23 protein-coding genes are annotated in these 25,041 nt (G+C 53.4%); 17 read left to right on the top strand and 6 right to left on the bottom strand.

Annotated features, from left to right (window positions below; genetic code table 11):
* Window positions 1–2: 2 nt before the first annotated feature.
* The 8 genes from NST37_RS21815 to NST37_RS21780 all read left to right on the top strand — a co-directional run bounded on the left by NST37_RS21815 (window position 3) and on the right by NST37_RS21780 (window position 9,265).
* The gene (locus NST37_RS21815) at window positions 3–971 is read left to right on the top strand and encodes a dipeptide ABC transporter ATP-binding protein (RefSeq protein ID WP_003390104.1); all 969 of its coding nucleotides are present in this window, start codon (window positions 3–5) and stop codon (window positions 969–971) included.
* Window positions 972–1,042: 71 nt separating this feature from the next.
* Complete coding sequence (locus NST37_RS21810; protein ID WP_003390102.1) at window positions 1,043–2,047, top strand: ABC transporter permease; 1,005 nt, start codon at window positions 1,043–1,045, stop codon at window positions 2,045–2,047.
* Between the two features lie 14 nt (window positions 2,048–2,061).
* Entirely contained in the window at window positions 2,062–2,958 is an 897-nt protein-coding gene (gene nikC / locus NST37_RS21805) for a nickel transporter permease (RefSeq protein WP_003390100.1), read from the top strand.
* Between the two features lie 48 nt (window positions 2,959–3,006).
* Window positions 3,007–3,909, top strand: a complete 903-nt coding sequence (gnd, locus tag NST37_RS21800; protein WP_039070168.1) for a phosphogluconate dehydrogenase (NAD(+)-dependent, decarboxylating) — start codon at window positions 3,007–3,009, stop codon at window positions 3,907–3,909.
* A 118-nt stretch (window positions 3,910–4,027) separates the two neighbouring features.
* On the top strand, window positions 4,028–4,900 hold the full coding sequence (locus tag NST37_RS21795; RefSeq protein WP_003390098.1) for a MurR/RpiR family transcriptional regulator: 873 nt from the start codon (window positions 4,028–4,030) through the stop codon (window positions 4,898–4,900).
* A 51-nt stretch (window positions 4,901–4,951) separates the two neighbouring features.
* Window positions 4,952–6,514, top strand: coding sequence for a gluconokinase (locus NST37_RS21790; protein WP_339185812.1), 1,563 nt, complete (start codon window positions 4,952–4,954; stop codon window positions 6,512–6,514).
* Window positions 6,515–6,925: 411 nt separating this feature from the next.
* A complete protein-coding gene (locus tag NST37_RS21785; RefSeq protein WP_339166638.1) occupies window positions 6,926–8,395 on the top strand; it encodes a polysaccharide deacetylase family protein in 1,470 nt (489 codons plus the stop codon).
* A gap of 180 nt (window positions 8,396–8,575) precedes the next feature.
* Window positions 8,576–9,265: a hypothetical protein gene (locus tag NST37_RS21780; protein WP_031931711.1), complete on the top strand. Its 690-nt coding sequence runs from the start codon at window positions 8,576–8,578 to the stop codon at window positions 9,263–9,265.
* 276 nt (window positions 9,266–9,541) lie between these two features.
* Here the strand turns inward: NST37_RS21780 and NST37_RS21775 are convergent, their stop codons facing one another.
* A complete protein-coding gene (locus NST37_RS21775; protein ID WP_003390095.1) occupies window positions 9,542–10,069 on the bottom strand; it encodes a DoxX family protein in 528 nt (175 codons plus the stop codon).
* A 279-nt stretch (window positions 10,070–10,348) separates the two neighbouring features.
* Here NST37_RS21775 and NST37_RS21770 point away from each other — a divergent pair, with 279 nt between their 5' ends.
* Genes NST37_RS21770 through NST37_RS21760 form a run of 3 tightly spaced genes read left to right on the top strand, consistent with a single transcriptional unit; the run spans window position 10,349 to window position 14,145 of the window.
* Window positions 10,349–11,371, top strand: coding sequence for a hypothetical protein (locus tag NST37_RS21770; RefSeq protein ID WP_035990100.1), 1,023 nt, complete (start codon window positions 10,349–10,351; stop codon window positions 11,369–11,371).
* Window positions 11,372–11,413: 42 nt separating this feature from the next.
* Window positions 11,414–11,974 (top strand): sigma-70 family RNA polymerase sigma factor, encoded by a 561-nt coding sequence (locus NST37_RS21765; protein WP_039070164.1) that lies wholly within the window; start codon window positions 11,414–11,416, stop codon window positions 11,972–11,974.
* A complete protein-coding gene (locus NST37_RS21760) occupies window positions 11,965–14,145 on the top strand; it encodes a YcdB/YcdC domain-containing protein (RefSeq protein WP_339185811.1) in 2,181 nt (726 codons plus the stop codon). Before NST37_RS21765 ends, NST37_RS21760 begins: the two co-directional genes overlap by 10 nt.
* A gap of 266 nt (window positions 14,146–14,411) precedes the next feature.
* Here the strand turns inward: NST37_RS21760 and NST37_RS21755 are convergent, their stop codons facing one another.
* Both NST37_RS21755 and NST37_RS21750 read right to left on the bottom strand, forming a co-directional pair.
* Complete coding sequence (locus NST37_RS21755) at window positions 14,412–15,077, bottom strand: hypothetical protein (RefSeq protein ID WP_003390090.1); 666 nt, start codon at window positions 15,075–15,077, stop codon at window positions 14,412–14,414.
* A gap of 109 nt (window positions 15,078–15,186) precedes the next feature.
* Window positions 15,187–15,594: a hypothetical protein gene (locus NST37_RS21750; RefSeq protein WP_003390089.1), complete on the bottom strand. Its 408-nt coding sequence runs from the start codon at window positions 15,592–15,594 to the stop codon at window positions 15,187–15,189.
* 201 nt (window positions 15,595–15,795) lie between these two features.
* Here NST37_RS21750 and NST37_RS21745 point away from each other — a divergent pair, with 201 nt between their 5' ends.
* Genes NST37_RS21745 through NST37_RS21725 form a run of 5 tightly spaced genes read left to right on the top strand, consistent with a single transcriptional unit; the run spans window position 15,796 to window position 20,844 of the window.
* Window positions 15,796–17,409: an ABC transporter substrate-binding protein gene (locus NST37_RS21745; protein WP_339185809.1), complete on the top strand. Its 1,614-nt coding sequence runs from the start codon at window positions 15,796–15,798 to the stop codon at window positions 17,407–17,409.
* A gap of 33 nt (window positions 17,410–17,442) precedes the next feature.
* On the top strand, window positions 17,443–18,426 hold the full coding sequence (locus tag NST37_RS21740; protein WP_024985224.1) for an ABC transporter permease: 984 nt from the start codon (window positions 17,443–17,445) through the stop codon (window positions 18,424–18,426).
* The gene (locus NST37_RS21735) at window positions 18,423–19,238 is read left to right on the top strand and encodes an ABC transporter permease (protein WP_003390086.1); all 816 of its coding nucleotides are present in this window, start codon (window positions 18,423–18,425) and stop codon (window positions 19,236–19,238) included. The genes NST37_RS21740 and NST37_RS21735 overlap by 4 nt, the downstream gene beginning before the upstream one ends.
* 42 nt (window positions 19,239–19,280) lie before the next feature.
* Window positions 19,281–20,249 carry an ABC transporter ATP-binding protein gene (locus NST37_RS21730; RefSeq protein WP_003390085.1) on the top strand — a complete coding sequence of 323 codons (969 nt, stop codon included), beginning with the start codon at window positions 19,281–19,283 and terminating at the stop codon, window positions 20,247–20,249.
* The gene (locus NST37_RS21725) at window positions 20,239–20,844 is read left to right on the top strand and encodes an ATP-binding cassette domain-containing protein (RefSeq protein ID WP_003390084.1); all 606 of its coding nucleotides are present in this window, start codon (window positions 20,239–20,241) and stop codon (window positions 20,842–20,844) included. Before NST37_RS21730 ends, NST37_RS21725 begins: the two co-directional genes overlap by 11 nt.
* 58 nt (window positions 20,845–20,902) lie before the next feature.
* Here NST37_RS21725 and NST37_RS21720 read toward each other — a convergent pair whose 3' ends face one another.
* Both NST37_RS21720 and NST37_RS21715 read right to left on the bottom strand, forming a co-directional pair.
* The gene (locus tag NST37_RS21720) at window positions 20,903–22,339 is read right to left on the bottom strand and encodes an ATP-binding protein (RefSeq protein WP_003390083.1); all 1,437 of its coding nucleotides are present in this window, start codon (window positions 22,337–22,339) and stop codon (window positions 20,903–20,905) included.
* On the bottom strand, window positions 22,329–23,003 hold the full coding sequence (locus NST37_RS21715; protein ID WP_003390081.1) for a response regulator transcription factor: 675 nt from the start codon (window positions 23,001–23,003) through the stop codon (window positions 22,329–22,331). Before NST37_RS21715 ends, NST37_RS21720 begins: the two co-directional genes overlap by 11 nt.
* A 313-nt stretch (window positions 23,004–23,316) precedes the next feature.
* On the opposite strand from NST37_RS21715, the gene NST37_RS21710 reads away from it, so the two are divergent.
* On the top strand, window positions 23,317–24,063 hold the full coding sequence (locus tag NST37_RS21710; RefSeq protein ID WP_003390080.1) for a stalk domain-containing protein: 747 nt from the start codon (window positions 23,317–23,319) through the stop codon (window positions 24,061–24,063).
* A gap of 50 nt (window positions 24,064–24,113) precedes the next feature.
* Here NST37_RS21710 and NST37_RS21705 read toward each other — a convergent pair whose 3' ends face one another.
* Window positions 24,114–24,986, bottom strand: coding sequence for a LysR family transcriptional regulator (locus NST37_RS21705; RefSeq protein ID WP_003390078.1), 873 nt, complete (start codon window positions 24,984–24,986; stop codon window positions 24,114–24,116).
* Window positions 24,987–25,041 lie beyond the last annotated feature (55 nt).

The raw sequence follows: 25,041 nt of genomic DNA, 5'->3' as shown, positions 1-25,041 counted from the left end.
CTATGAAAAAAGCGCTGTTGGAAGTAAACGGACTCAAAACGTACTACCCGGTCGGAAGCAAATCGCTGCTGGGTCGCCAGCAGCATTTTGTCAAGGCGGTAGACGATGTCAGCTTTACGATTTATGAGGGCGAAACATTTGGACTTGTCGGCGAAAGCGGCTGCGGCAAGTCGACGACAGGCAGATCGATCCTGCGCCTGACCGAGCCGACGGATGGCGAGGTGCTGTTTCAAGGGGAGAATCTGGCTGCGCTGAGTGAAAGGGAAATGCAGGCCAAGCGCAGAGACTTGCAGATCATTTTCCAGGACCCCTTCGCTTCGTTGAATCCACGCATGACGATCGGTCAGATCCTGGAGGAACCGCTGCTGGTTCACGGGGTGAAGAGCAAAACAGAGCGGCAGCGGCGTGTCAGCGAGCTGCTTGAAGTAGTCGGATTGCACCGGTATCACGCCGACCGGTACGCGCATGAATTCAGCGGCGGCCAAAGGCAGCGGATCGGGATCGCCCGGGCGCTTGCCCTCAAGCCAAAGCTGGTCGTGGCAGACGAGCCGGTTTCCGCTCTGGATGTAAGCATCCAGTCCCAGGTGATCAACCTGATGCAGGATTTGCAAAAGCAGTTTCAGCTTACCTATTTGTTTATTGCCCATGACCTGAGCGTGGTGCGTCACATCTGCAACCGGGTGGGGGTCATGTACCTCGGCCGGATCGTCGAGCAGGGGGAATGCGACAAGCTGTACGAAAACCCGCTCCATCCATACACCCAAGCGCTGCTTTCAGCGGTACCGATTCCCGACCCGAGCCAACAGCGGGAGCGGATCATCCTGCAGGGCGATGTGCCAAGTCCGGTCAATCCGCCTGTCGGATGCGCCTTTCATCCACGGTGCCCGCATGCGATGGATGTGTGCAGGACGACCCGTCCGGATTTCAGAGAGGCACACGAAGGGCAGCTGGTTGCCTGTCATTTGTACTAAGGCGGGTGTAACAGATACCGTTCAGGCCGCAAAGGCTGTGGACAGATTTTGAAGCAATGGGGTGTAAACCAGTGATAAGGTACACAGCCAGACGAATCTTTCAATTAATCCCGGTACTCTTCGGCGTATCCATTATCGTTTTCGCGATCATCAACCTGATTCCGGGCGATCCTGCGCAGGTCATTTTGGGCGAGCGGGCGGACGCGGAGTCGATACAGAAGCTGCGTCACGAGCTCGGGCTTGATTTGCCGCTGTATCAGCAGTACGGCAACTACTTGCTGAACATTTTGCAGGGAGACCTGGGCACATCGCTGGTGACGGGAAAGGCGATCAGCGAAGAGCTGCTCCCGCATTTGGCGGCTACGGCGGAGCTGACGCTGTTTGCGATGATCTTTGCCGTGATCGTCGGGGTCAATGTGGGAATTGTATCGGCGTGGAAACGGAACACCTGGATCGACTACATACCGATGCTGCTGGCGTTGGTCGGGGTGTCCATGCCGATCTTTTGGCTCGGCTTGATGGAGCAATGGCTGTTCGGGCTGCAGTTGGAATGGCTGCCGGTTCTCGGACGCAATGACCCGCGGGTGACCGTCGAGACCATCACCCATTTTTATCTGATCGACACGCTGCTGGCGGGGAATTACGAGCAGTTCTGGTCCTCCGTGCGCCACCTGATCCTTCCGGCGATGGCGCTGGGAACGATCCCGATGGCGTACATCGCCCGGATGACCCGGTCGAGCATGCTGGAGGTGCTGAAGCACGACTATGTCCGCACTGCGCGGGCAAAGGGCCTGCACGAATTCTTTGTCGTCTACAAGCACGGATTGAAAAATGCCTTCGCTCCTGTGATGACGATCATCGGCCTGGAGGTTGGGCGGCTTCTGGGAGGAGCCGTGTTGACCGAGACGATCTTCGGATGGCCGGGCGTTGGCCAGTACATCTACAATGCCATCGGCTACCGCGATTACGCTGTCATCCAGTCCGGCATTTTGGTGCTTGCTGTCATCTTCATTGTCGTGAATCTGATCGTCGACTTGTTGTACAGCTATCTTGACCCAAGAATTCAATACAAATAGCGAGGTGTTCCCTGATGCAGTCGGGTTTGGCAACGATGCCGGCAGAAGAATTGTCCGCCGGCAAGGTACGGAGACGAACACCATGGAGTGAAGGCGTAAGGAGACTGCGCAAGCAAAAAGCGGCAGTCATCGGCGGCGCGCTGGTCTTGCTGTTCATCCTCACGGGATTGTTTGCGCCTTTGCTCGCGCCGCATGATCCCATCGAGCAAAACCTCGCCAACACGCTGCAGCCTCCGTCTGCAGAGCACTGGTTTGGAACGGACGACTCCGGCCGGGATATGTTTTCGAGAATCTTGTACGGAGCCCGCATCTCGATGACGATTGGTATTTTCTCTGTCCTGGGCTCCCTGGTAGTAGGTACGCTGCTCGGCTTGATTGCCGGGTTTTACGGCAAATGGATCGATACGCTGATTTCCCGCATCTTCGACGTCATGCTGGCGTTTCCCGGCATTTTGCTGGCCATCGCGATCGTCGCGATCCTCGGACCGGGACTGTTCAACGCGCTTTTGGCGATTGCGATCGTCAACGTGCCGATGTACGGCCGTCTGGTGAGGGCAAAGGTGCTGGGTATCAAGCAAGAGGAGTACATCATGGCGGCGCGAGCGCAGGGCATGTCGCAGGTCCGCATACTGTTTCGCCATGTACTGCCCAACAGTTGGACTCCCTTGATCGTTCAGGGGACGCTGGGCGTGGCTTCCGCCATTTTGGAAGCGGCCGCGCTGGGCTTCCTCGGACTGGGGGCGCAGCCTCCGGAAGCGGAGTGGGGAAAAATGCTGGCAGACTCCCGCGACTATATCACGACGGCACCGTGGGTCGTGATGATTCCCGGCTTTGCCATTATGGCAAGCGTGATCGGATTCAACCTGTTTGGCGATGGATTGCGCGATGCGCTTGATCCAAAGGCACAGTAGGCTTTCGTCGAACACAAGCGTCTTAATTTCTTGCATGGTGGTGGAATTATGAATATTGGTCTCGTTGGTCTAGGAAAAATGGGGCTGAATTTAGGATGTAGCATGATCGCAAAAGGGCATCACGTAATTGGATGCGATATTGACCAGTATTCTTTGCAAAAGTTTGAACAGGCCGGAGGAATGGCCAGCCAATCCTATCAGGAGCTGGCCGAGCGGCTGTCCGTCTCCCCGAGGATCATCTGGATGATGGTGCCGGCAGGTGAGCTGGTGGACCAAGTCATCGAGGCCGTCCTGCCGCATCTGTCTCCGGGAGATATTCTGATTGACGGCGGAAACTCGTTTTACAAGGACTCGATCAGAAGATACGAGCGCGTGAAGCAATCCGGCGTTCATTACCTGGATATCGGCACGAGCGGAGGAACTGAGGGAGCACGTAATGGCGCATGTCTGATGGTCGGAGGAGAAGAGGACGTGTACGCTGTAGTAGAGCCGCTGCTGCGGGATATTTCGCTGGCGCATGGCTACTTGTACACGGGTCCTGCCGGTTCAGGACATTTCCTGAAAATGGTGCATAACGGCATCGAATACGGAATGATGCAGGCGATTGGAGAAGGCTTCGAAATTCTCGACAAAGGGCCGTTTTCCTATGACTACGAGAAAGTGGCGCGGTTGTTCAACAGCGGCTCGGTCATCCGCTCCTGGCTGATGGAACTGTTGGAGCAGGCTTTTTCGGAAGACCCGCGGCTTTCCACGATCAAAGGCGTGATGCACGCGTCGGGCGAAGGACAGTGGACAGTCGAAACGGCTCTCGACCTGAAAGTATCCGTGCCGGTCATCGCCATGTCCCTGTTGATGCGCTACCGCTCGCTGGATGAGGACGTGTTCCACGGCAAGGTCGTCGCCGCACTGCGGAACCAGTTTGGCGGCCACGCTGTGGAAAAAGCCGACTAGCCTTCGCAGCGGGAGTGTCGACGGGCAACAGGTTTCCGAAGAAGTTGCTATGCGCGGGAGCGGAATTTGGTAAAATCATGGTAATAGTCCGCTTGCGTGTTTTTGAGGAGGTTTCCCAATGAACAAACCGAATTTCCCCTGGAAAGAAGACCAGGGCTGCTTGGCTCGCATTCGCTACATGTACGACAATTTCACGGCTACGGAATTGAATATCGCCAACTATATACTGAATCACCCGAAGGATATCATTCACCTCTCGATTACACAGTTTGCCGAGATGGCCAATTGTGCGGATGCGTCTATTTTTCGGTTTTGCAGGCGACTTGGCTACGAAGGGTACCAGGCGCTGAAAATTTCATTGGCTGCCGACCTGGTGACGCCGCTGCAGGCGATTCATGAAGAGGTCGAAATCTCGGACAATATGGCGACGATCGCCAAAAAAGTGTTTACGGTAAACGCCGAGACGTTAAGCGATACATTGCAGGTGCTGGACCCCGACTCCCTGGAGCAGGCGGTAAACGCGATCGCCAAAGCAGACCGGGTGGAATTCTACGGCTGCGGAGGCTCAGGGCCCATCGCCCTGGACGCGTATCACAAGTTTGTGCGGACAGGCCTGTCATGCATCGCCTTGACAGACTCCCACCTGCAGATCGTATCCGCCGGACTGCTGAAGCCCGGGAGTGTCGTGGTGGGCATCTCGCATTCCGGTAGCAGCAAGGACATCATCGACGCGGTACAGGCTGCCAAGGAAGCGGGCGTGACCACGATTTGCATTACGGACTATACCAAATCGCCGTTGACCAAAATCTCTGACATCGTGCTGTATACGTCGTCGCGGGAGACGCTGTTGCGCCCCGAGTCGATGTCTTGCAGACTGGCGCAGATCAGCATCCTGGATACGCTGTTTATCGGCGTCTCCATGCTGCGGGAAGAAGAAACCTACGACAATCTGGCAAAGGTTCGGAAGCTGATTGCCCAAAAGCGGTATTGACCATTTTGCTTGCCTTACCCCATATGATTTTCTGATTGAGAGGGTACATCAATGGGACAACAAACCATCTACATGGGTTTAGATATCGGGACTACAAGCACCAAAGGCGTACTGAGCAATTTGTCCGGTGAGATTTTGGCGGAGAGCATGGTGGAGTATCCCATCTACCAGCCGCAGCCCGGCTGCGCGGAACAGGACCCGGATGAAATCTCCCGGGCCGTATGGATGGTTGCCCGGCAGCTGATGCGGTCAGAGGCGGCACAGACCGGGCAATTGGCTGCGATCGGCTTCAGCAGCGCGATGCACAGTGTGATACTCGTGGATGAAGCGCATCAGCCGCTGACACCGTGCATTATTTGGGCGGACAACCGGAGCGCGGCAGAAGCGAGGGAGCTTTTGGAAAGCAGCGCAGGTCTTGGGCTGTACCGAAAAACGGGGACGCCTATCCATCCCATGTCGCCGCTGACCAAGCTGCGCTGGCTGTCGCGGATGAGGCCGAAATTGCTGAAAAGCGCCCACAAGATCATTTCGATCAAGGAATACGTCTTGTATCAGCTATGCAAAACGTATGCGGTCGATTATTCAATTGCCTCCACCACCGGATTGTTCAACCTCAGGCAGCTTGAGTGGGACCGGGAAGCGTTGGAGTACGCAGGCATCTCGCCCAGGCAGCTTTCCCGGCCGGTTCCGACGACACATATCCTGGAGATCTCGGAAAAGGACAAGGCCGGAGAGCTCGGGATTCCGCCGCAAACGCCAATCGTCATCGGAGCAAGCGACGGCGTCCTGGCCAATCTCGGGGTAGGGGCCATCACGGGGGAAGCGGCGGCGATCACGATCGGAACGAGCGGCGCTGTCCGCACCGTGCGAAGAGAGCCGTTGACCGATGAGCGGATGCGCTCCTTTTGCTATGCGCTGACCGAAGGCTACTGGGTCGTCGGCGGCCCGATCAACAACGGCGGCATTGCGCTCAAATGGTTCAAGGACCAGTTTGCCGGAGACGAACGGGTACTGGCGGCGGAGACGGGGGATCACATCTACGACATCATCACGCGGGAAGCGGAGCGGATACAGCCGGGCTCAGAGGGCCTGCTGTTTCTCCCGTATTTGACCGGGGAACGTGCGCCGCATTGGAACGCGCAGGCGCGGGGTGTATTTTTCGGGGCCGGGCTGAATCACCGGCGCCAGCATTTTATGCGGGCGGTGCTGGAGGGAGTCGTTTTCAGCGCATTCAGCGTTTACCAATCGCTGATGTCGACAGAACAATCTGGAAAAAGCCTTTTGGCGACGGGCGGCTTTGTCCGCTCTCCGGTTTGGCTGCAGATGACGGCAGATGTATTCGGTGTGCCTGTCCACGTGCCGGCTTCTCGGGAAAGCGCGTGTCTGGGGGCCGTCATGCTGGCCATGCTCGCGACCGGGACGATCTCTTCTTTGGAAGAGACGCGATCGCTCGTCAGGATTACGGAGACCTACACCCCCAACAAAAAGCATACAGAAGCGTATCAGGAGCTGTATAAGCTGTTTGCAGATGTGTACCGTTCGCTTGTTCCGCATTTTGATGCGCTGTCGAAATGGCGGGAAGCCCAGGCTGACATCGTGAGAGCAGGAAAATAGAGAGGAAACGCTTAACACGCGGCACGTCCGACAGAAGTACCGGTCAAAGCAGTTGGAAGCTGATTAACAGCAGAAGGCAGTCACGGCGAGAGGAAAGGTCTCTCACTGCGACTGCCTTCTTTAGCTTTAGATGCATCATATTTGCCTTTGCCTGGCAGCAGCAGCTAAAAGCGATTCCAGGGCTTTTTGGAGATTCGTCCTCCAAAAACGGCAAACGCGGCGACCAGGCGAGATCACTGGGGCATTTCTACTTGTTCAGAATCCTTTCAGTTTCGCTTGCTAAGATAAACGATGCTGATTCGGCTTACTGTTTGCCAAACCGCATGGCCCCTGCTGATTGCTTAAACCCGGGCTCAACCTCTCTGAAAAACCAACTTTCATTAATTATGTTTCGAGAAAGGAGTAGAAAGCATGACGATCTGTAAAAACCGAGCAACAACTAGAATTTTTGCTAGAACGATATTGGCAGCGACAGCCCTCGTCCTGCTGACGAGCTGGGGCTCTATGGAAAGCCAGGTGAATGCTGCTGCAAGCTCCCAGACACTGAACAAACCGGCCACCCAAACCGCCCGCAATACTGCCGAAAAGAGCAAAGCGATCTCGATGGTCTACACCACGAAACGGGAGCTGGCCCTCACCTTCAATGGCTTGGGGGACGCACAAAAGATGAAGCGGCTGCTCGACGATCTCGACACCTACAAGATCAAGGCAACCTTCTTTTTGCCGGGAGACAAAGTAGCCAAGCAGCCTGCATTGGCAAAGGAAATTGTCGCCAGAGGGCATGAAATCGAGAACAATGCGGTGCGTTCGCTGGATTTAACAAAGCTGACCTACGAGCAAATGGACAAGGAGATAAAAGCGAGCCAGGAGCTGATCAAGCAAAAGACGGGTATTGTCCCGCGGTATGTCAGGACGAGCTTGGGGACATACACGGATGATGTCCTCCGGGCTGCCGCACATAACGGAGAGGAAGCCGTGATCGGATACAGCCTGTTTCTGCACAACTGGGAAAAGGAAACCGATGAGCAAAAGTACCACTACGTGAGAAAGTACATCAACCGCGGAGGCATCATCGCCTTGGATATCGAGGAGAACAAGCATCTGGCCGTATCCATTCCGCTGCTCGCCAAGGCCGCGGCAGATGCGGGATACGAGTACGTCAAGCTGGACAAGCTGATCAAGGATGGAGCAGAGAAAAAGCCGCTCAAAGACATTGAGGGATACGACGCGGCAAAAATCAATCCCGACTACGGCAACGCGTCGTACAAGCTCGTGAAAGAGCTGGATACGGACGAAAAGAAGGTCGCCCTGACATTTGACGATTGGGGGAGCGACGCGAACGTCACGAAAATTCTCGACATCCTGGACAAGCATCAGGTGAAAGCGACCTTTTTCCTGCGAGCGGACGGAACGGTCAAGAACCCCAATTTGGCCAGGGCGATGGCAGAAGCGGGGCACGATGTGGCTAATCATACGTACTCGCACCCGACTGGCACCGAAATTACGCCGGAGCAGCTGCAGGAGGAAGTAGTCAAGGCTCACCAGATCATTACCGAAGCGATTCAGCAAAAGCCTGCGATGCTGTTCCGGCCGCCATTTGGAGCGCAAAACGAAAAATCGCTGAAGGCCATCGCCGCTACTGGTTATTCTACGATCGCCATGTTTTCGGTCATACCGTCCGATCACGATTCGAAAAACAGCGCGGATGATATCGTGAATGCCGTTTTGAAGCAGACGAAAAACGGAAGCGTGATCCTCCTTCACATGCTGGACGATATCCACACGGCAGAGGCTTTGCCGAGAATCATCGAAGAGCTGCAGAAGCAGGGGTATAGGTTTGTAAAGATGACGGAAGAAAAAAATAACCAACAATGGAAATGATTCAAAATACCTCAAGAGATAAAAAGTTAAAGACTATAAAGTAAGATACACCTTACAGAGACATAATGAAAACTTTGCGGTTGACTGTGACTCTGTAGGGTGTATTTGCTATAGATAGAGTGACTCGTTCATCAAAGGAATAGGAATTGAAATTGGAAAATAAAAAGTGGAGGTTAAGTGATGAAAAAATTAATTTCTTCTTTGTCTTCGTTATTTTTAATCGGGGCAATACTGTTTACAGGAGTTGCTTCTCCTAAGACGGTTGAGGCAAAAAATTCTTCAGTTCCAATTAAGGATATTGAATTTTTAACAGGGAAAAGCTTGAAAGGGTACAACTTTATAGAATACAATGAGCCTGTAACGAAAAGATATGACGGGAAGCATGAGGTTTTACTAGGATACTATGAACCTGTACAAAATTCAGGCAAATCTAAACCACAGGACTATAGAGAATACGATGTATGGTATGTGTACGATCAGGGAATAACCCAAAGCTGGTCTTACCTTTCAAATCCTTATTTTATCATTAGTGTTGCACGAGGTATGGAATATGAAGAATCTAAAGAGGTTTCTTCAACTTTTACAGCTTCATATGGTACAAATATTCCAAGTGCAGCCAAATCTTCTGTTAATGACGCTTTTGAGTTGAGTTCATCCGGAACGAAAAAAGTAACAGTAAGAGTAAAACTGTCGGGGCCAGACGCTGGTTACAGTAGCCGAGATTTTTATTACAAAAATGGTAGACACACTCATGCGGTGCGGATTGTTCAGGAACACAGATCAAATTGGGACGGGAAGCTTTGGACAAAAGAATACTCTAGCACTGTAGGAGTTCCGGCGATCTACCACTACTCTGTCGATAGAAAATAGGAGATTCGTATGATCAATCAACTTATTAGATGGCTTTTGTTATGCATTCTGGTTGTTTCATGCTTATCCTTGCTTGTAGTGTATCAGTTTCATGATTATATAGGTGAAGTACATAGTGCAAGGGCTCTGCCTTTGGCCGTTGTAATTGGATTGACCTCCATAGCTGTTGCCATTTATGAGAAACAGAAATAACTTCCTTGAAAAGGCCCTGGCCCTCCAGCAATCTGCCGCATGGAGGGTCAGGGCCTTTTCACGCATCCAACACAAGAGCTCCGGTTAAATGATCTTCCGGTTTGTAAGAAGGATCGGTTTGGGCGGATTCTTATGAAACAAGCGGTCGTAAAACGGAAACAGATAGCGGTCAAGACCGATCATGCCAGCATTGCGGCCGCCGACCAGCAGGAAGATGCCAAACAAGATCATCCACGGGTTGGTAGAGACGGTGCCGGCCAAGAGGAAAGCGAAGTTCATCACGACCCCAAAGAATCCGGCAGCCGTGGTCAAGCAGCCGAGGATCAAGCCAAGCCCGACGAGAAACTCGCCCAGCGGGATCAGAAAGTTGAACAGTTGGGCGTTAGGCAGGGCGAAGCTCTCCAGAAATGCGGTGAAGTTCGGATAAATCACTTCATTATGGCTGGTAACGGGGTTGGCAACGGCGTTCTGCAGAAATTTGGCGGTTTGAAAGCCTTCAGCGCTGGTCAGCTTGCCCCAGCCTGCGGTCAGCCATTGCCATCCGATGTATAGGCGCGCGAGCAACAGCAGAACGGAGGCGTATGCATTGTTTCGAAGCCAGTTCACGATCATAACGGTCATCTCCATCTTGTGACTTGAGTAGTTGAACCTTTCAGCCTGGCGGGGTGTGTTCCAGATAGGTTCACTTGCAATTGTAGGGGAAATCAATGGATTTATCTGTAAGGGAGCTCCCTGAAACGAGAGGGGAAGCTCCCTGATTTGTTGGGAGGTGATTTCCTGACGGATCCAACTCATCCAAAATTTCTGGAGGAATATTTGCTTGTAGGTGTCACGAAATTGCCGCTGCTGGATCAAATGAGTGATTCGAAAGCTGAAAGGATGATTTTCGTGATGAAAAAACAAACACTCTTGTCCATAAGCATGCTGGCGCTGTTGGTATCTGCCGCAGCATCGCCGTTCCCAGGAATCTCTTCGACCGTGCACGCAGCCAATAACGCCCCAGTGCCAGCTGCGGCCCCGAAAATGATCACCATCGCGGAGCTGGACAAAAAGGTTGTCGACGCGGCAGCCCAAGCCATGCAGCAACTAGCAGAAGGCAAACCCATTGTGCTGGAGAGAGTCAGCGGCCAAAATAAAGATTGCTGGGTTCTCTCTGCCAAAGACGACAGGGGAGAAGTCCTCATCGCCAAGAGCAATGGCGACATTGTTTCGATGCGGATACGCTTCAAGCTCGACGAAGTAAATGCCGCTTTGAAAGCGACTGTCATGAACACGCTGAAAGAAATGGACGCCAAGCGTTCGTTCAACATTCGTGAGGTCGAGCGGATCAAGTGGGAAAAGCAAAACATCTGGTCGTTTAACGGAGAAGGCGTCAATGTGGCGCTTGAGCCCGGCACAGGCAAAGTTCTACACGCCAACGCGGAATATGAAGCGGCACAGGTTCCCGCAGCAGTCGTTCAAGCTGCTCAGCAAACGCTGAAAGGACTGTCCGGGGGGAAGCAGGTTCCCTTGGCGCCTTCCGCGACGCTTTACAAAAACCCGCAGGAGCACATCGACAATTTGTGGGGACTTTCGGATAAAGACGGAAAATACGTAGTGGGCATCGGAGCCAAAACGGGAAAACCGCTATCCGTCAAAATGCTTGAGCAAATCTCCGGAGACAATTTTGTCTTTGAAAGAGACATCCCGAAAGTGTTTGCGAAGCCTTTCTACACGATAGAAAAAGCAATCGACGCAGCCAGCCCGGCGGTGAAAAAGCACTTTCAGATCGATTTGGCCGGGTACGACATGGCTGTCCAGCATGATACGTACACCTTTACGAAAAAGGGCAAACCCACCGTTATCGCCCAGATCAACAAAAAAGGAACCTTCTGGAGCTTCCTCGTGACGCCGGAAAACGGCCTGGCGAACTAGCGCAGAGCAAGGGACGAGATGAAATGAAGGAGACAAACTGACGTGTATCCCGAAACTAACCAGGCGGATCAGTCGCTGCGCATGACAAATGAGGCTGTCTTGGAACAGTTGATGAGAGAGTACGGAGAGAAGATCATCCAGCTCGTATACCTCATCGTCAAAGACCGAAGCATGGCCGAAGATATTACGCAGGAGGTATTTCTCAAGGCGTTTCGCGGCTTGCGGACCTTTCGCGCGGAAAGCAATATGAAAACCTGGCTGTATCGCATCGCCATCAACGAATCGAACAAGTACCTCCGCTCCTGGTCTTTCAAGCACATCTTCTCTACCTTTAAAAAAGCTGACGTGCCGGACTGCGAAGACGACGAGCATGTAGAGGATGCGGTGATCGGAAAATGGACCAAGGAGCAGGTGGCGGAGAGGGTCATGGCAATGTCCCCTCAATACAGGCAGGTCATCGTGCTCCATTATTACGAGGATTTGCGGATCAAGGAGATCGCGCAGGTGCTGAATGTAACAGAAGAAGTGGTCCGGACCAAACTGTCCCGGGCACGGAAGCAGTTCAGGGCGCTGTTGGAAGAGGAGGGGCTGGAATGGACGTAGACAAGGAATTTCGCGAGGCGGTCCGAAATGTCAGCCGCAAGTCGGCACAGGATATACAATTCACTCCCGAATTGGAAAAGCGGATCAATGATCAGCTAAGCAAAAGACGGGCGAAAGGGTATCGCAGTCTGTACGCGGCAGGTGCGGTAGCCGCCAGCATTGCTTTGGCGTTTGCGGTATGGAAGCCGGTGACGTCTCTATTTCCAAGTGATTTGCAGCAAGCGGCAGCCGAGCTGTCGGGGCAAAAAGCGAAGGCGCTCGTTCAAAAGGCATTGCAGCCGCTGCAAAAAGCGATTCCCGAGCTGGGCGGCTATCAGTTGACTGTGAAGGAAGTCGGGCCGGGCGTGGTCATGGCCGAGTTGAGAAAGAGCGACAATGAGTACGCCCAAGTGGCCGTCAACACAGGCACAGAGCAATTGGAAATGTTCAAATGGTTCACAAGCGATGCCGGCAAGCAGGCTCTCACGGAGCAAGCGGCCGCGGAGAAAGCGAATGCGTTTCTGGACGCGCTCCTTGGCGAGCAGCGCAAGCAGTACGAACAGACGGCGGCAGGCGAGATATACCGCCCGCAGAACGGTTTTTTGGAGCTGGACGTAAACGGCATGTATGTCACTTACAAACAAATGAAAGACGGCAAGGCGGTGCCGTTTGGCGACATCACGCTCTGGGTGGATGGCGCAGGCCGGATCGTCGCGTTCGGACAGTTGAACAGCGAGGAGCAGGCAACCCTCGACAAACTGGCAAAGGCGCTGCCAGAGTTCAACACCGGGGCCGTTTTGGTAAACAAAGACAAACGGAAGGACGGCTCCTCGCTGACGCTTGCGAATGCAGATGAACAGGGGAACACAGTAATGGTCATCACACAGGGGAAAGGCGATACAATTTCCCGCTACCGCGTCGATGCCCCCCGGGACGAGGGATGGGTGCATGCTCCGAAGGCATTGGCAAGCGAAAAGGCAAGCCAGTTCCTGCAAAGCGTCCTGGGTGAAGACTTGAAAAACTACCGGGAAAAGGATTCCTCCGACATCCCGGGATATCAACGCTATCACAACGGATTGCCTGTGCTCGGGGACGATCTGTACGTTGTCGTCGACAAGACGGGACGCGTCACGGATTTTGCCAAGAACGCGTCAGCGTACGACCTTGCCGCATTGCCTGATCCGTCAACAGCGGTTTCCAGAGAGGCGGCGGAAAAAGAAGTAGCCGCAAACATGAAGCTGCGCTACATCGAGCGGCTGTTTGAGCGCTCCTCCTCTGACCAAAAACAGCAAGACCTCGGGCCGCTGCTCGATTACACCCCGGCGGTCGCCTTTTTTCAAATGGGTCAGTCCGGGTCGCTTCATTGGTATATCGACGCGGAAACAGGGAAAATCCAGTTCGGAACCGGAAACAACGGAATGGAGTACGACCGCCTGGGCACGCACGAACCGATCACGCTTGCAGCGCAGAAGCAGGCGGCCGCCATCAAAACGAAGGAAGAGGCGGCAGCCCTGCTGACAGAGGAATGGGGAGCCGATCTGAAAGGCCTGCCGTATAGCGAGCGGGAGCAAGAGAAGCGCGAGGGCGAAGGAAAAGAGAAAGTCTTCCACTGGGAGACAAAAGACGAAAAAAGGCTGGAGGTCGTCGTGGACGCCGCAACAGGGCGGGTCGTGGATGTCACGATTCCCCGCAAGGATACGAATATCTCCGTATCGGAGCAGGCTGCGCTCAAGGAAGCGATCCGCATCCTGGAAAAATACGTCGATCCGGGAGTCACAGAGGTACAGGTGAGCCAGATTATCAAACCGGGAGAGCCCTCGCCGGTCACATCCGGAGACTGGCAGTTTGAATTTATCAAGAGCCATGACGGAGTACCCGTACTTCAGCAATATCCCGATGAGGCCTACATCGTAACGGTGGACCCTTCCACGGGCAAAGCGAACGGGTTCTTGAACAGAACGGCGTCGGCGGAAGCAGTCGCTCTTCCCGACAAGAGCAAAGCGGTTCCCGTGGAGCAGGCTGTCCGGGAATACCTGGCGTACATGCCGCTGCAATTGGCCTATACAATCAAGGGCGTGGAAGATGAAAAGCTCGCCAAGCCGAAGCTGATCTATGTACCGATGAGCGACAAAAAGTACGCCGATAAATACATTTATATTGATGCCATCAGCGGGAAAGCCGTGATCCGCTAGGTTTCCGGAGGCGAAATCAGGAAAGGAGCCAACACTTCCTTCCGACGTCTCATACGGGAAATGACCGGTTAGCTGTTTCAGGTTTATGAGAAGGCCTTGCTTTTAGCGGGGCTTTCTTTTTTGCTGCATGGACAAGGGGGCTTTCAATAAGGAAAAGCCCTCCGCTCTGGAGAGGGGAGGGCAATTTTCGATCATGCGATTGTGTTCAATATTACAGGCGTGCCGCTTGAAAGAGGCTGCCTGTCTGCAAGTCGGAGAACAGAGCCTTAGTTGACTTTGTAGGACTGCAAAATTTGTTGGGCAAGCGGTTTCCACTCATCCATTTGTTGCTCGGTACAGTTAAAGGTGGTCATTAACAATTTTCCGTCCAGTTCCGTAAAGAAAATGAGATTGTACACCTTCGTATCTGCAGCAGGCGTTAACAGTTCAAAATAGCCGACATTTTTGCCGTTGATCTGGGTTACTTCGTCCTTATACCATGTCGCATCCGGGTAGAGCCCTTCAAACATTTGCTTCATTTGATCCTTCAGTTCCTTGATCTGGCCGTCTTGGATCGGTGTGGCAGTATGATTGAAAGCGACGTTGATGGAGCCTTCCGCATCGGTGTAGATCAATGTTGGCCGATTTTCTGAAGGATACTTCACTTTTGCCATTTCTTCCGACATGATGTCAAAGCCTTTCGGAATCAGAATTTCGACTTTGTCAGACAATACTTTTTTCAGCTCAAGCTTGTCGCTTGTCTGATTGCTTGCGTTTTCCGCAGGCGCCTCAGTTTTTGCGGCCGAGGAGTCGCTGCCATTCGTGCCGGAAGCTTGCTGAGTCGCGTTTGTTGCTTCGTTTTGTGGTACTGGCTTCGTGTCTGTCGACTGGTTTGAACAAGCAGAAACAGTCAACATAGCGAGTAGTGCGGCTGTTGAGAGAACCTTTTTCATTTTGAGTTTTTTCCACCTTTAACGATTTTTTGGTAATGAAAGGAAACGCAAAAGTGATTCTACCATATATTTCATGAAAGTGGAAATGAAATAATTTTAGTCAGAATGTTCAAATTACATGCACCAACTTTTCCTCCCGACTTGGATTTACAAGAAGGAACCGGGGCCAAGTGCAGCCAGGCTTTTTAGGAGGACGGGCAGTGGCTATCTTCGTCGAATCCCGGCGGCGATGACACACAGGGCCACGCTGATGAGCCCACCTGCAAAATTCACAAACGACCGTGACCAGGCTGACTGTGAACGCTTGTCTGACGGGGTTGTCCTGGATGAAGCGCATGAGCAGACCGTACGTGATATACGGAATCGTAATCATGAATATGCCGATAAAGTTTCCGGACAAATCCCAATCGTGATCAAAAGGGATTTGATAAATCCAATAATAGAGAGCAAATGCGCTCCAGAGAGTCACAAAATACAAAATGGTCGTGATCACCAATCCCTCTATGATCTTGCCCATATCATCACTCCTACTGCGATAAAGACGATTCGTCGGGACTTTCGTTTCTCCAGAGTATTGTAAAAAGTTTCTGAATCGGAACGCTGCTTTTTTGTTCGAGGAGGGTAAAAAACTTGCCGGGAATAAGGTATGATGAAAAAATAGGCCAAATTCTGATGATTCCATACAAATTTACTTGCTGAATGGGAGAGAGAGAAAAGAATGCTTGGAAAATGGTACGCAAAGCCAATCGCGGCGATAATGGCGATGGTTCTTCTGCTTGCGGCGGGCTGCGCACCCGACAAAAATCAAGGGACGGGTGCTGAGGCAGAAAAGAAAAAAGATGAGCTGATCCTGGCGATCGGCTATGAGCCGGAGGACGGCTTTGACCCGACCACAGGCTGGGGACGTTACGGCTCGCCGCTGTTCCAAAGCACGCTGCTGAAACGCGACAAGGATTTGAAAATCGCAAACGACCTGGCAACAGGCTATGAGGTAAGCGACGACGGTTTGGTCTGGACGGTAAAGCTGCGGAGCGATGTAAAATTCTCTGACGGCCAGCCGCTGACGGCGGACGATGTGGCGTACACCTATGACACAGCTTCCAAGAGCCGATCGGTTATTGATCTCACCGTGCTGAAAAGCGTGGAGGCTGTCGACCCGTTTACGGTCAAGTTTACGCTCGTCCATCCGCAATCAACGTTTGTCAATATACTCGTCGCCACCGGGATTGTTCCCAAACACGCCCATGGCGAGGACTATGCCAAAAAGCCGATTGGCTCGGGGCCTTATAAACTCGTCCAATGGGATGCGGGCCAGCAGCTGATCGTCGAGGCCAACCCGGAATATTACGGACCGAAGTCCGCTTTTAAAAAATTGACCTTCCTTTTCCTGAAGGAAGATGCCGCGTATGCCGCTGCCAAAGCGGGGGAGGTGGACATGGCTTTCGTGCTGCCGAATGCCGCCAAGCAGCAAGTGCCGGGCATGCATCTGGTCACGGTAAACAGCGTGGATAACCGCGGGATTCTGTTCCCGGTCGTAAAGGCAGGCGGAGCGACCAAGGACGGAGCTCCGGTCGGCAATGACGTGACCGCAGATATCGCTATCCGGAAAGCGATCAATATCGCCATCGACCGCAAAAAGCTGGTGGAAGGCATTTTTGATGGTTTCGGTACGCCTGCATACTCGGTAGCTGACGGCATGCCGTGGTGGAACCCGGATACCGTGATTGAGGATGCAGATTTCGACCAAGCAGGGAAAATTCTTGCCGAGGCCGGCTGGAAGGATGCCGATGGCGACGGCATTCTGGAGAAAGGGTCTCTGAAGGCGGAGTTCACGCTCGTCTATCAGGCTGACGATCAATCGCGCCAATCGCTCGCCATCGCGGCAGCCGATATGATCAGGCCGCTCGGAATCAATATCAAAGTAGTAGGCGGCAGCTGGGATGACATCGCGCGCATGATGCATTCCAATGCGGTGCTGTTCGGCTGGGGCAGCTATGATCCGCTGGAGATGTACAATTTGTACAGCAGCAAAACAGCAGGCATTGGCTGGTACAATACAGGTTTTTATGCGAACCCGGCTGTTGATGAATACATGGAAAAGGCGCTGAAAGCGACGACGGAGGAAGAAGCGCTCGGCTACTGGAAAAAGGCGCAGTGGGACGGAAAAACCGGGTTCAGTGCCAAGGGTGACGCTCCCTGGGCCTGGCTGGTCAACCGTCAGCACCTGTATCTGGTACGGGACGGGCTTGATATCGGGCAGCCAAAAATTCAGCCGCACGGTCATGGGTGGCCGATTACCGACAATATCGTCGAATGGTCCTGGAAGAAGTAAAGACAAAGAGAAGAGGAGTTTGGGTGACAGCAAATGGGCCTGGTACCTTTTATTCTGAAAAAACTGCTGCGAATGGCTGCACTGCTGATTGCCCTGTGTATACTCTCATTCTGGCTGGTGAGCTACTCCCCGCTGGACCCGGTGCAGGCGTATGTCGGAGCCGATATGACGAGGGTAAGCAGCGAGCAGAGAGAAATGATCGCCGAGTACTGGGGGCTGAACAAGCCGCCCCTGGAGAGGTTTTTGCATTGGGGCTCGGCTGTATTGCACGGAGATTTGGGGACCTCAATGATTTTCCGCCGTCCGGTAGCGGAGGTCATCGGAGAACGGTTTATGGCTTCGCTGGCCTTGATGAGTACGGCCTGGCTGCTGTCCGGTGTGCTGGGGTTTGCGCTCGGGGCTGTCGCCGGAATGAAGCAGGGCACCTGGGCGGACCGGCTGATCAAATGGTACTGCTTTACGCTGGCTTCGACACCGGCATTTTGGCTGGGGCTGCTGCTCGTCATGGTATTTGCCGTCTGGCTCGGCTGGTTTCCGGTCGGCTTGGGAGTGCCGGCGGGAAAGCTTGCCGATGATGTAACACTGGCAAACCGCATCTATCATCTCATCCTGCCAGCGTTGACTTTGAGCATTCTCGGCGTAGCCAATGTTGCTCTGCATACGAGGCAGAAGCTCGTGGACGTTTTGGCCAGCGATTACATTTTGTTTGCCCGGGCCAGGGGAGAAAAGGGACTGCAGCTCTTTTGGCGGCATGGCTTGCGCAACGTCGCCTTGCCCGCCATTTCGATTCAATTTGCTTCCATCAGTGAGCTGATTGGTGGGACGGTACTGGCCGAGCAGGTCTTTTCTTACCCCGGCCTTGGACAGGCCACGGTTCAGGCCGGATTGCGCAGCGATGTACCGCTGCTATTGGGCATCGTCATTTTCAGCGCCCTCCTCGTTTTCGTCGGCAATCTTGCGGCCGATATTATCTACCGCGTGGTTGATCCGAGGATCAGAAAGGGGGAATCGGCGTGAACCGCAGGCAAATAACCCTGATCACTACCTTTTGTGCCGCCATCTTGTTGATCGGTGTAGTTGTCGGCGGATTGACGCTGGGCGAGGAGCGGCTCTCCACCAATTTGGACATAAGAAACGCATCGCCGTCGCTTGAGCATCCATTTGGTACAGACCACCTCGGCCGGGATATGCTGACGAGGACGCTGAAGGGGTTGACCGTAAGTATCGGCGTGGGTGTCATCGCCGCTGCAGCCAGTGCCGCCATTGCGCTTGTGCTGGGCATGCTGGCGGCCACGATGGGCAAGGCTGTCGATGCCGCCATTAGCTGGCTGATCGACTTGTTCCTTGGCGTTCCGCATCTGGTCGCCCTTATCTTGATCTCGTTTACACTGGGCGGCGGATTGAAAGGGGTAGTGGCTGGAATCGCGCTGACCCATTGGCCAAGCCTGGCTCGGATCATACGGGCTGAGGTCATGCAGCTCCGGTCCGCCGAGTATGTGCAAATCTCCCGCCGTTTGGGCAAATCACGCTGGTGGGTGGCCAGCCGCCATATTCTGCCGCATCTGTTTCCGCAGCTGCTTGTCGGCTTCGTGCTGCTGTTTCCCCACGCCATTTTGCATGAGGCGTCGATCAGCTTCCTCGGCTTTGGACTGTCGCCCCACCAGCCGGCAATCGGCATCATTCTTTCGGAATCGATGCGCTACTTGACTTCGGGAATGTGGTGGCTGGCGTTTTTTCCGGGAATCTCCCTGCTCATCATCGTGCGGGCCTTCGATACGCTGGGCGACAATCTCCGGCTGCTGACCGACCCGCATCGTGCCCATCAGTAACAGTTGCCCGACCGGTTTGCGGGATAAGAGAGGAGGATGTACGTGCCAACACAGACGAAGAGCAAACCGATCCTTGAGGTGGAGGAGCTCTCCATTTCATTTGCACAGTATACGAGCGGCCTTCGGCAGAGCAGCCTGAAGGTGATTGCGGATTTGAGCGTATCCGTCTGCCCTGGTGAAATTGTAGCCGTGGTAGGCTCCAGCGGATCAGGAAAAAGCTTGCTTGCCCATGCCATACTCGGGATACTGCCGGGCAATGCTGCTATTTCGGGATCGATCCGATTTGCGGGCCAAAAGCTTACAGCCGAGTACCAGGAAGCGATCAGAGGACGGGAGATCGCGCTCATCCCGCAATCCGTCAACTATTTGGACCCGCTGATGCAGGTGGGCAAACAGGTGCGGAACGCTGCAAAGATTGCGAGGGGGAGCTCTCCAGACCGTGCAGCTGCCCGCAAAATCCAGCGCGAGGCATTTGCCCGGTACAACCTGGCGCCGGAAGTGGAGCGGCTGCTCCCGTTTCAATTGTCCGGCGGCATGGCACGGCGTGTGCTGGTAGCCACTGCGCTGGTCAGCAGTGCCCGGCTTGTGATCGCGGATGAGCCTACGCCGGGTCTCGATGATGCCGCTGTCCGGGAAACACTCGGCTGCTTTCGGGAGCTGGCTGATCAGGGGCGCGGCGTGCTGCTCATCACTCACGATATCGAAACGGCGCTTGAAATCGCAGACCGGATCGCCGTCTTTTACGCAGGCACGACGGTCGAGGTCGCACCTGTACAGGACTTTTCCGGAGGTGGCGAAGCGCTCCGCCATCCGTATACAAAAGCGCTGTGGAGGTCGCTTCCGAAAAACGACTTTGCGCCCATTCCGGGCTTTCAGCCGCATCCCAATGCGCTTCCCGAGGGCTGCCTGTTTCAGCCTCGTTGTCCGATGGCTACGCCCGAATGTACGGCAGGACGGCCGGAGATGCGAGCGGTTCGCGAGGGGATGGTGAGGTGTATCCATGCTTCTTGAAGCAAGTGAGATCGGGTTTCGATACAGCAAAAATCAGTGGGTCCTCCGGGGAGTCAGCGTTGCAATACGTTCGGGTGAAGTCGTTGGTCTGATCGGTCCGAGCGGGTGCGGAAAAACAACGCTGGGGCGCATCCTGGCCGGGTATGAGCGCCCGCATGAGGGCAGCGTTGCACTGGATGGCAAAGCGCTCCCCGCAACCGGGTACCATCCTGTCCAGCTTGTATTCCAGCACCCGGAGAAAGCGGTCAATCCCCGTTGGAGGATGCGCAAAACGCTTGCGGAGGGCGGGGGGCCGGATGAACAGCTGCTGGCGGCTCTCGGCATTCAAGAGGAGTGGCTCAGCCGCTGGCCAAACGAGCTGTCCGGCGGGGAGCTTCAGCGCTTTTGTGTAGCGCGGGCGCTCCGGCCGCAAACCCGTTTTTTGATCGCTGATGAAATGACAGCGATGCTCGACGGGATCACCCAGGCGCAAATCTGGCACGCCGTGCTGGACTATGCCCGCAAGCAAGAAATGGGCGTGCTCGTGGTAAGCCACGAGAAAAGCCTGATCAACCGGCTGTGCACCAGAGTTGTTGATCTGACTCAGTTTTGTTAGCGAAATAACGGGAGGCCAGTGGATGCTTTCGAAAATACAACGGAAAGAGCGCAGCGGACTAAATCGCTGCGCTCTTGCTTGTAGAAATCGGAAGCGCCACGGTGAACGTGCTTCCCTGGCCCGGAACGCTGGAGACATGAATGCTGCCTTGGTGGATTTCCACAATCCACTTGGCGATAGCAAGTCCCAGACCTGTTCCTCCCATCTTCCGGGAACGGTTTTTTTCAACCCGGTAAAAGCGGTCAAAAATGCGCTCCGCATCCTCTGGCGCGATGCCGACGCCGGTGTCCCGTACCTTGATGAGAATCATGGTTTGCTTCTCCCGTGCTTCAACAGATACAGTGAGGTGCACCTCTCCCCCTGGCGGCGTGTATTTGATCGCGTTGTCCACGAGGATGTAGAGAAGCTGCTTGATTCGTTCATGATCGCCGTACACGATCAGAATAGAGGGCATGTGGTGATGCAGGCTGATGTTTTTGGATTGCGCCAGTGGCCCTGTGGAGCTCACCAGCTGCTCGATTGTCGGGACCAGATCAAACCGCTCAACCGTAAGAGCCGGGCGATCCGTTTCCGAACGTGCGAGGGTCAACAGATCACTGACCATTTTGGCCATCCGCTTTACTTCATCCTTCATGTTGACCAGGACGGTCTTTGAAAAGTCGGAGAGGTGCTCGCCGTCTTCCATTTCAAACACGTCCAGCGAGGAGTTCAGAATGCTGAGCGGTGTCCGCAGTTCATGAGAGGCGTCAGCGACAAACTCCTTTTGCCGTTGAAACGATTGCCGGATCGGGATCATGGCGCGTTTGGACATAAAGTAGCTGAGCAGGACGGCAACCCCGAGAAACAGGATGCCCAATACGATCAAAATCGTCAGGAGCCTTTTGATCAGCTCGTAGGTGTACGATATTTCGCGCCCCGTATAAAGCGTTCCGGCCAATTCATTGCCATGATAGATGCGCTGGCCGGTAATCATCAGGTTTATTTCGCGATCCGCCTCTTTGTTCTTTACCTTTACTTTGTTCGGAGAAGCATTGGTCCCCCGCTTGTTGCTGGGAGGAGTGGGGATCGTCATGGTCTCGTAGCGGACTTCCCGGATGCCGGGTGTCCAGTCTTGTACCAGCTTCAGTAGTTCCGGCTGCAAGCGGCGGTTCCATGCATCTCCAAACAAGAGCTTCCCATCCGGCTTTATGTAATAGTAAAAAAATTGCCTGCCGCTTTCGCGAATGGTGCTCAGGTCATCGAGATCCTGCTGGTCGAGGTTTTCATCCGGCAGCGATTCCTTGATGATCTGGGCCTGTTGCTCGGTGATGGTGTACAGTTGTCTTTCCTGTTCAAAAAAGATCGCGAAGTGGACCAAAAAATAGACAATCGTAATGAAAAGAGAGAGAAAAATCATGATGACGATGCTGTACTGAAAGGCCAGCTTGGTCTGGGTATGGACAAATACGTCCTTTCTCCAAGGAAGACGAGTGCGTGAAAACCAGTCAGATATCAAGCTTGTATCCCACCCCGCGAATACTTTGTATGTAGTCCTTTTCGCTATTCCAGTTTAGCTTTTTCCGAAGCAGCTTGACCGTGGCATCGATCGTCTTCAGAGAGACGTCGGCCTCGTACCCCCAAATCCGGTCGTAGATCAATTCTCTGGACAATACCTGGCCTTTATTGCGGATGAGCAAGTCCAGCAATTGAAACTCCCGCGGAGTAAGGTAAACCTCTGTTTCTCCGTCAAAAACGGTGCGCTGTGTCAGGTTCACGCGAATATTCTGCAGCTCGACCAGTTGTTCCTGGATCGGAGCGAAGTTTCTCCGGCTGACAGCCCGAATTCTGGCGAGCAGCTCATCAATTTCGAAAGGCTTGATCAAATAATCATCGGCTCCGGCATCCAATCCGTTAATCTTGTCCTCAAGCGCATCCTTGGCGGTCAGCATGATGATAGCCCCCGAATAGCCTTCTTTCCGCAATCGGCTGCAGATGCTCACGCCTTCCTCTCCCGGCAGCATCCAGTCGAGGATCAGGACATCGTAATGCGATTTCAAAGCGTACTCGCAGACATCGTCACCTGTTGTCAGCCACTCTACCTGATATCCGCCTTTTTTCTTCAAGAGATGGGCAATCAGTTGACCCAGCATCAGATCATCTTCTGCTACCAGTATGTGCACGGCTTTCCACCCCTTTTTCACATAACCCATTATGCGATCATGTTACCGTATTTTCGTGAAAAATGAATGAAAAAAAGTTGGAAGAGGGAGCAGAATTTCACCGTTTTTTCACCGTTCACAGGTACAGTAAAAGATGATGCTTTGGCCACGAACGATGAGGGCACTGTATGCGGGAAGCACCGCGAAAGTACATACCGGCGGGAGCATCAGTAGTAGCAGGGAAAGCGATTAAGCTTTGGTGAAGCCACCAGTCAACTGAATATTGGAAATAAATGCTTTGCATCACAGAAAAATACGATGGGAGAGATGTAGTATGTGGAAGAAAAAATGGGTACCGATCTTGTCGTCTGTAGTACTCGCGGGTGCGACTTTCTTGCCGGTCACCACGGATGCGGCTGTCGGAAAAAAGAATGTGCAGGCTAGCTACAATAATATCAAAGTTATGTATAACGGTGTAAATGTTCCAACGACCATCGAGCCGTTCATCGTCAATGGAAGCACCTATATCCCGGTGCGGATGATGGCCAACGTCTTTAACAAGGATGTCGTTTGGAATGGAACGACTTACACAATTGATGTCAAAGACCGCCCGGATACGCGCGTAACCGCTCTGCAAGCGGAAGTCGCAACGAAAGACGCGAAAATCAAAGATCTGGAAGCAAAAATTGCCGATCTGGAAGATGAAATCGACGACCTCAAAGACAGAAAGAGCAGCAAGGACGACGATGTCGATGATCGCATCGATGATCTGGAAACCGATTTGAATGACGATTACGGCGATTACGAAGACCTTGAATGGGACATCTCGCTGAGCGGCGATGAGGATGACATCTCCGTAGAGATCGCGATTGACTTCGATGATTATGAAGATGAATTTAATGATTTGACTAAGAGCCAGTTGAAAAAACTCGTAAAAGAAATTTGCAACGACATCTGGGACGAATTTGAAGATGCGAATATTGACGGCGAAATCATTGATAGTGTCGAAGATGATCTCCAGTATGAATTCTCCGGTGATGGAGACGACCACGACATCGAATTCGACGGAAGCACAATTTAAGTATGTACCAAAAAGATCTTGCTGCCTGTTTTCAGGAGCAAGATCTTTTTTTAAATCGCGACGGCTCGCTGCTTGATGTAGTGCTGGCTGTGCACAATGAACTCTGCCGCTATCGGCGAGACCGAATCAAAGCTGCGGGTACTGATGACCAGCTCCCTCGTAATCGTGGGAGACAAAGGGACGGGCACTACCTTGGGCAGCATTTCCGGCAAGTAGAGCTCCGGAACAATCGTGACCCCGACCCATTCCTGCACCATGGCCAGAATCGTCGTCACGTCCCGGACTTCAAAAGCAACGGTGGAAGCAAGCCCGTTGGTGTGAAGCAGCTTTTTGATGCATTCGTCCTTCGGCATAATAAAGCACTTGTCCCGAATGTGGGAGAAAGTGAGAAACGGCTCGCTCCGCAGCGGATGGTCATCGGGGACAACCACGACCATTCTGTCGGTTGCAAGCGTGTATGACTCCATATCCTTTCCCGGCACGGTGGTAAAGCCGACATCGACGACAGAGCTGGATATCCAACTGTTTACCTCTTCATACTCACCCTCAAACAAGACGATGTCCACTTGGGGGAACAGCTTGCGGAATGAGCCGATCAAGCCGGGCAAAATTTTATTGGACACGCTGTGGATGGAACCGATCCGCAGCGTACCCGTCTCGATCCCTTGCGCCGCTTTTGCCTCTTGCTGCATGCGCGAGCTGATCCGCAGCATTTCCCTTGCATGCTGCAGCATTCTCTCCCCGATGTTGGTCGTGGCGACCCCTTTTCGGCTGCGGTGAAACAGAGGAACGCCCAGTTCCTTTTCCAGGCTTTGAATCATCTGAGAGACAGCCGATTGTGTAAAACCGAGAGATTCAGCGGCTTTCGTGAAATTTTTCGCTTCGGCCACGGCGATAAACACTTGCAATTGGGCCAGTGTCATAGGGATTCTCCTTGAATTATTAGTAAAATCTAATGAATTGTATTAATAAACACCG

Source organism: Brevibacillus sp. FSL K6-6036 (assembly GCF_037964015.1).
Taxonomy (GTDB): Bacteria; Bacillota; Bacilli; order Brevibacillales; family Brevibacillaceae; genus Brevibacillus; species Brevibacillus borstelensis.
This window is presented reverse-complemented; position numbering and strand designations above follow the sequence as displayed.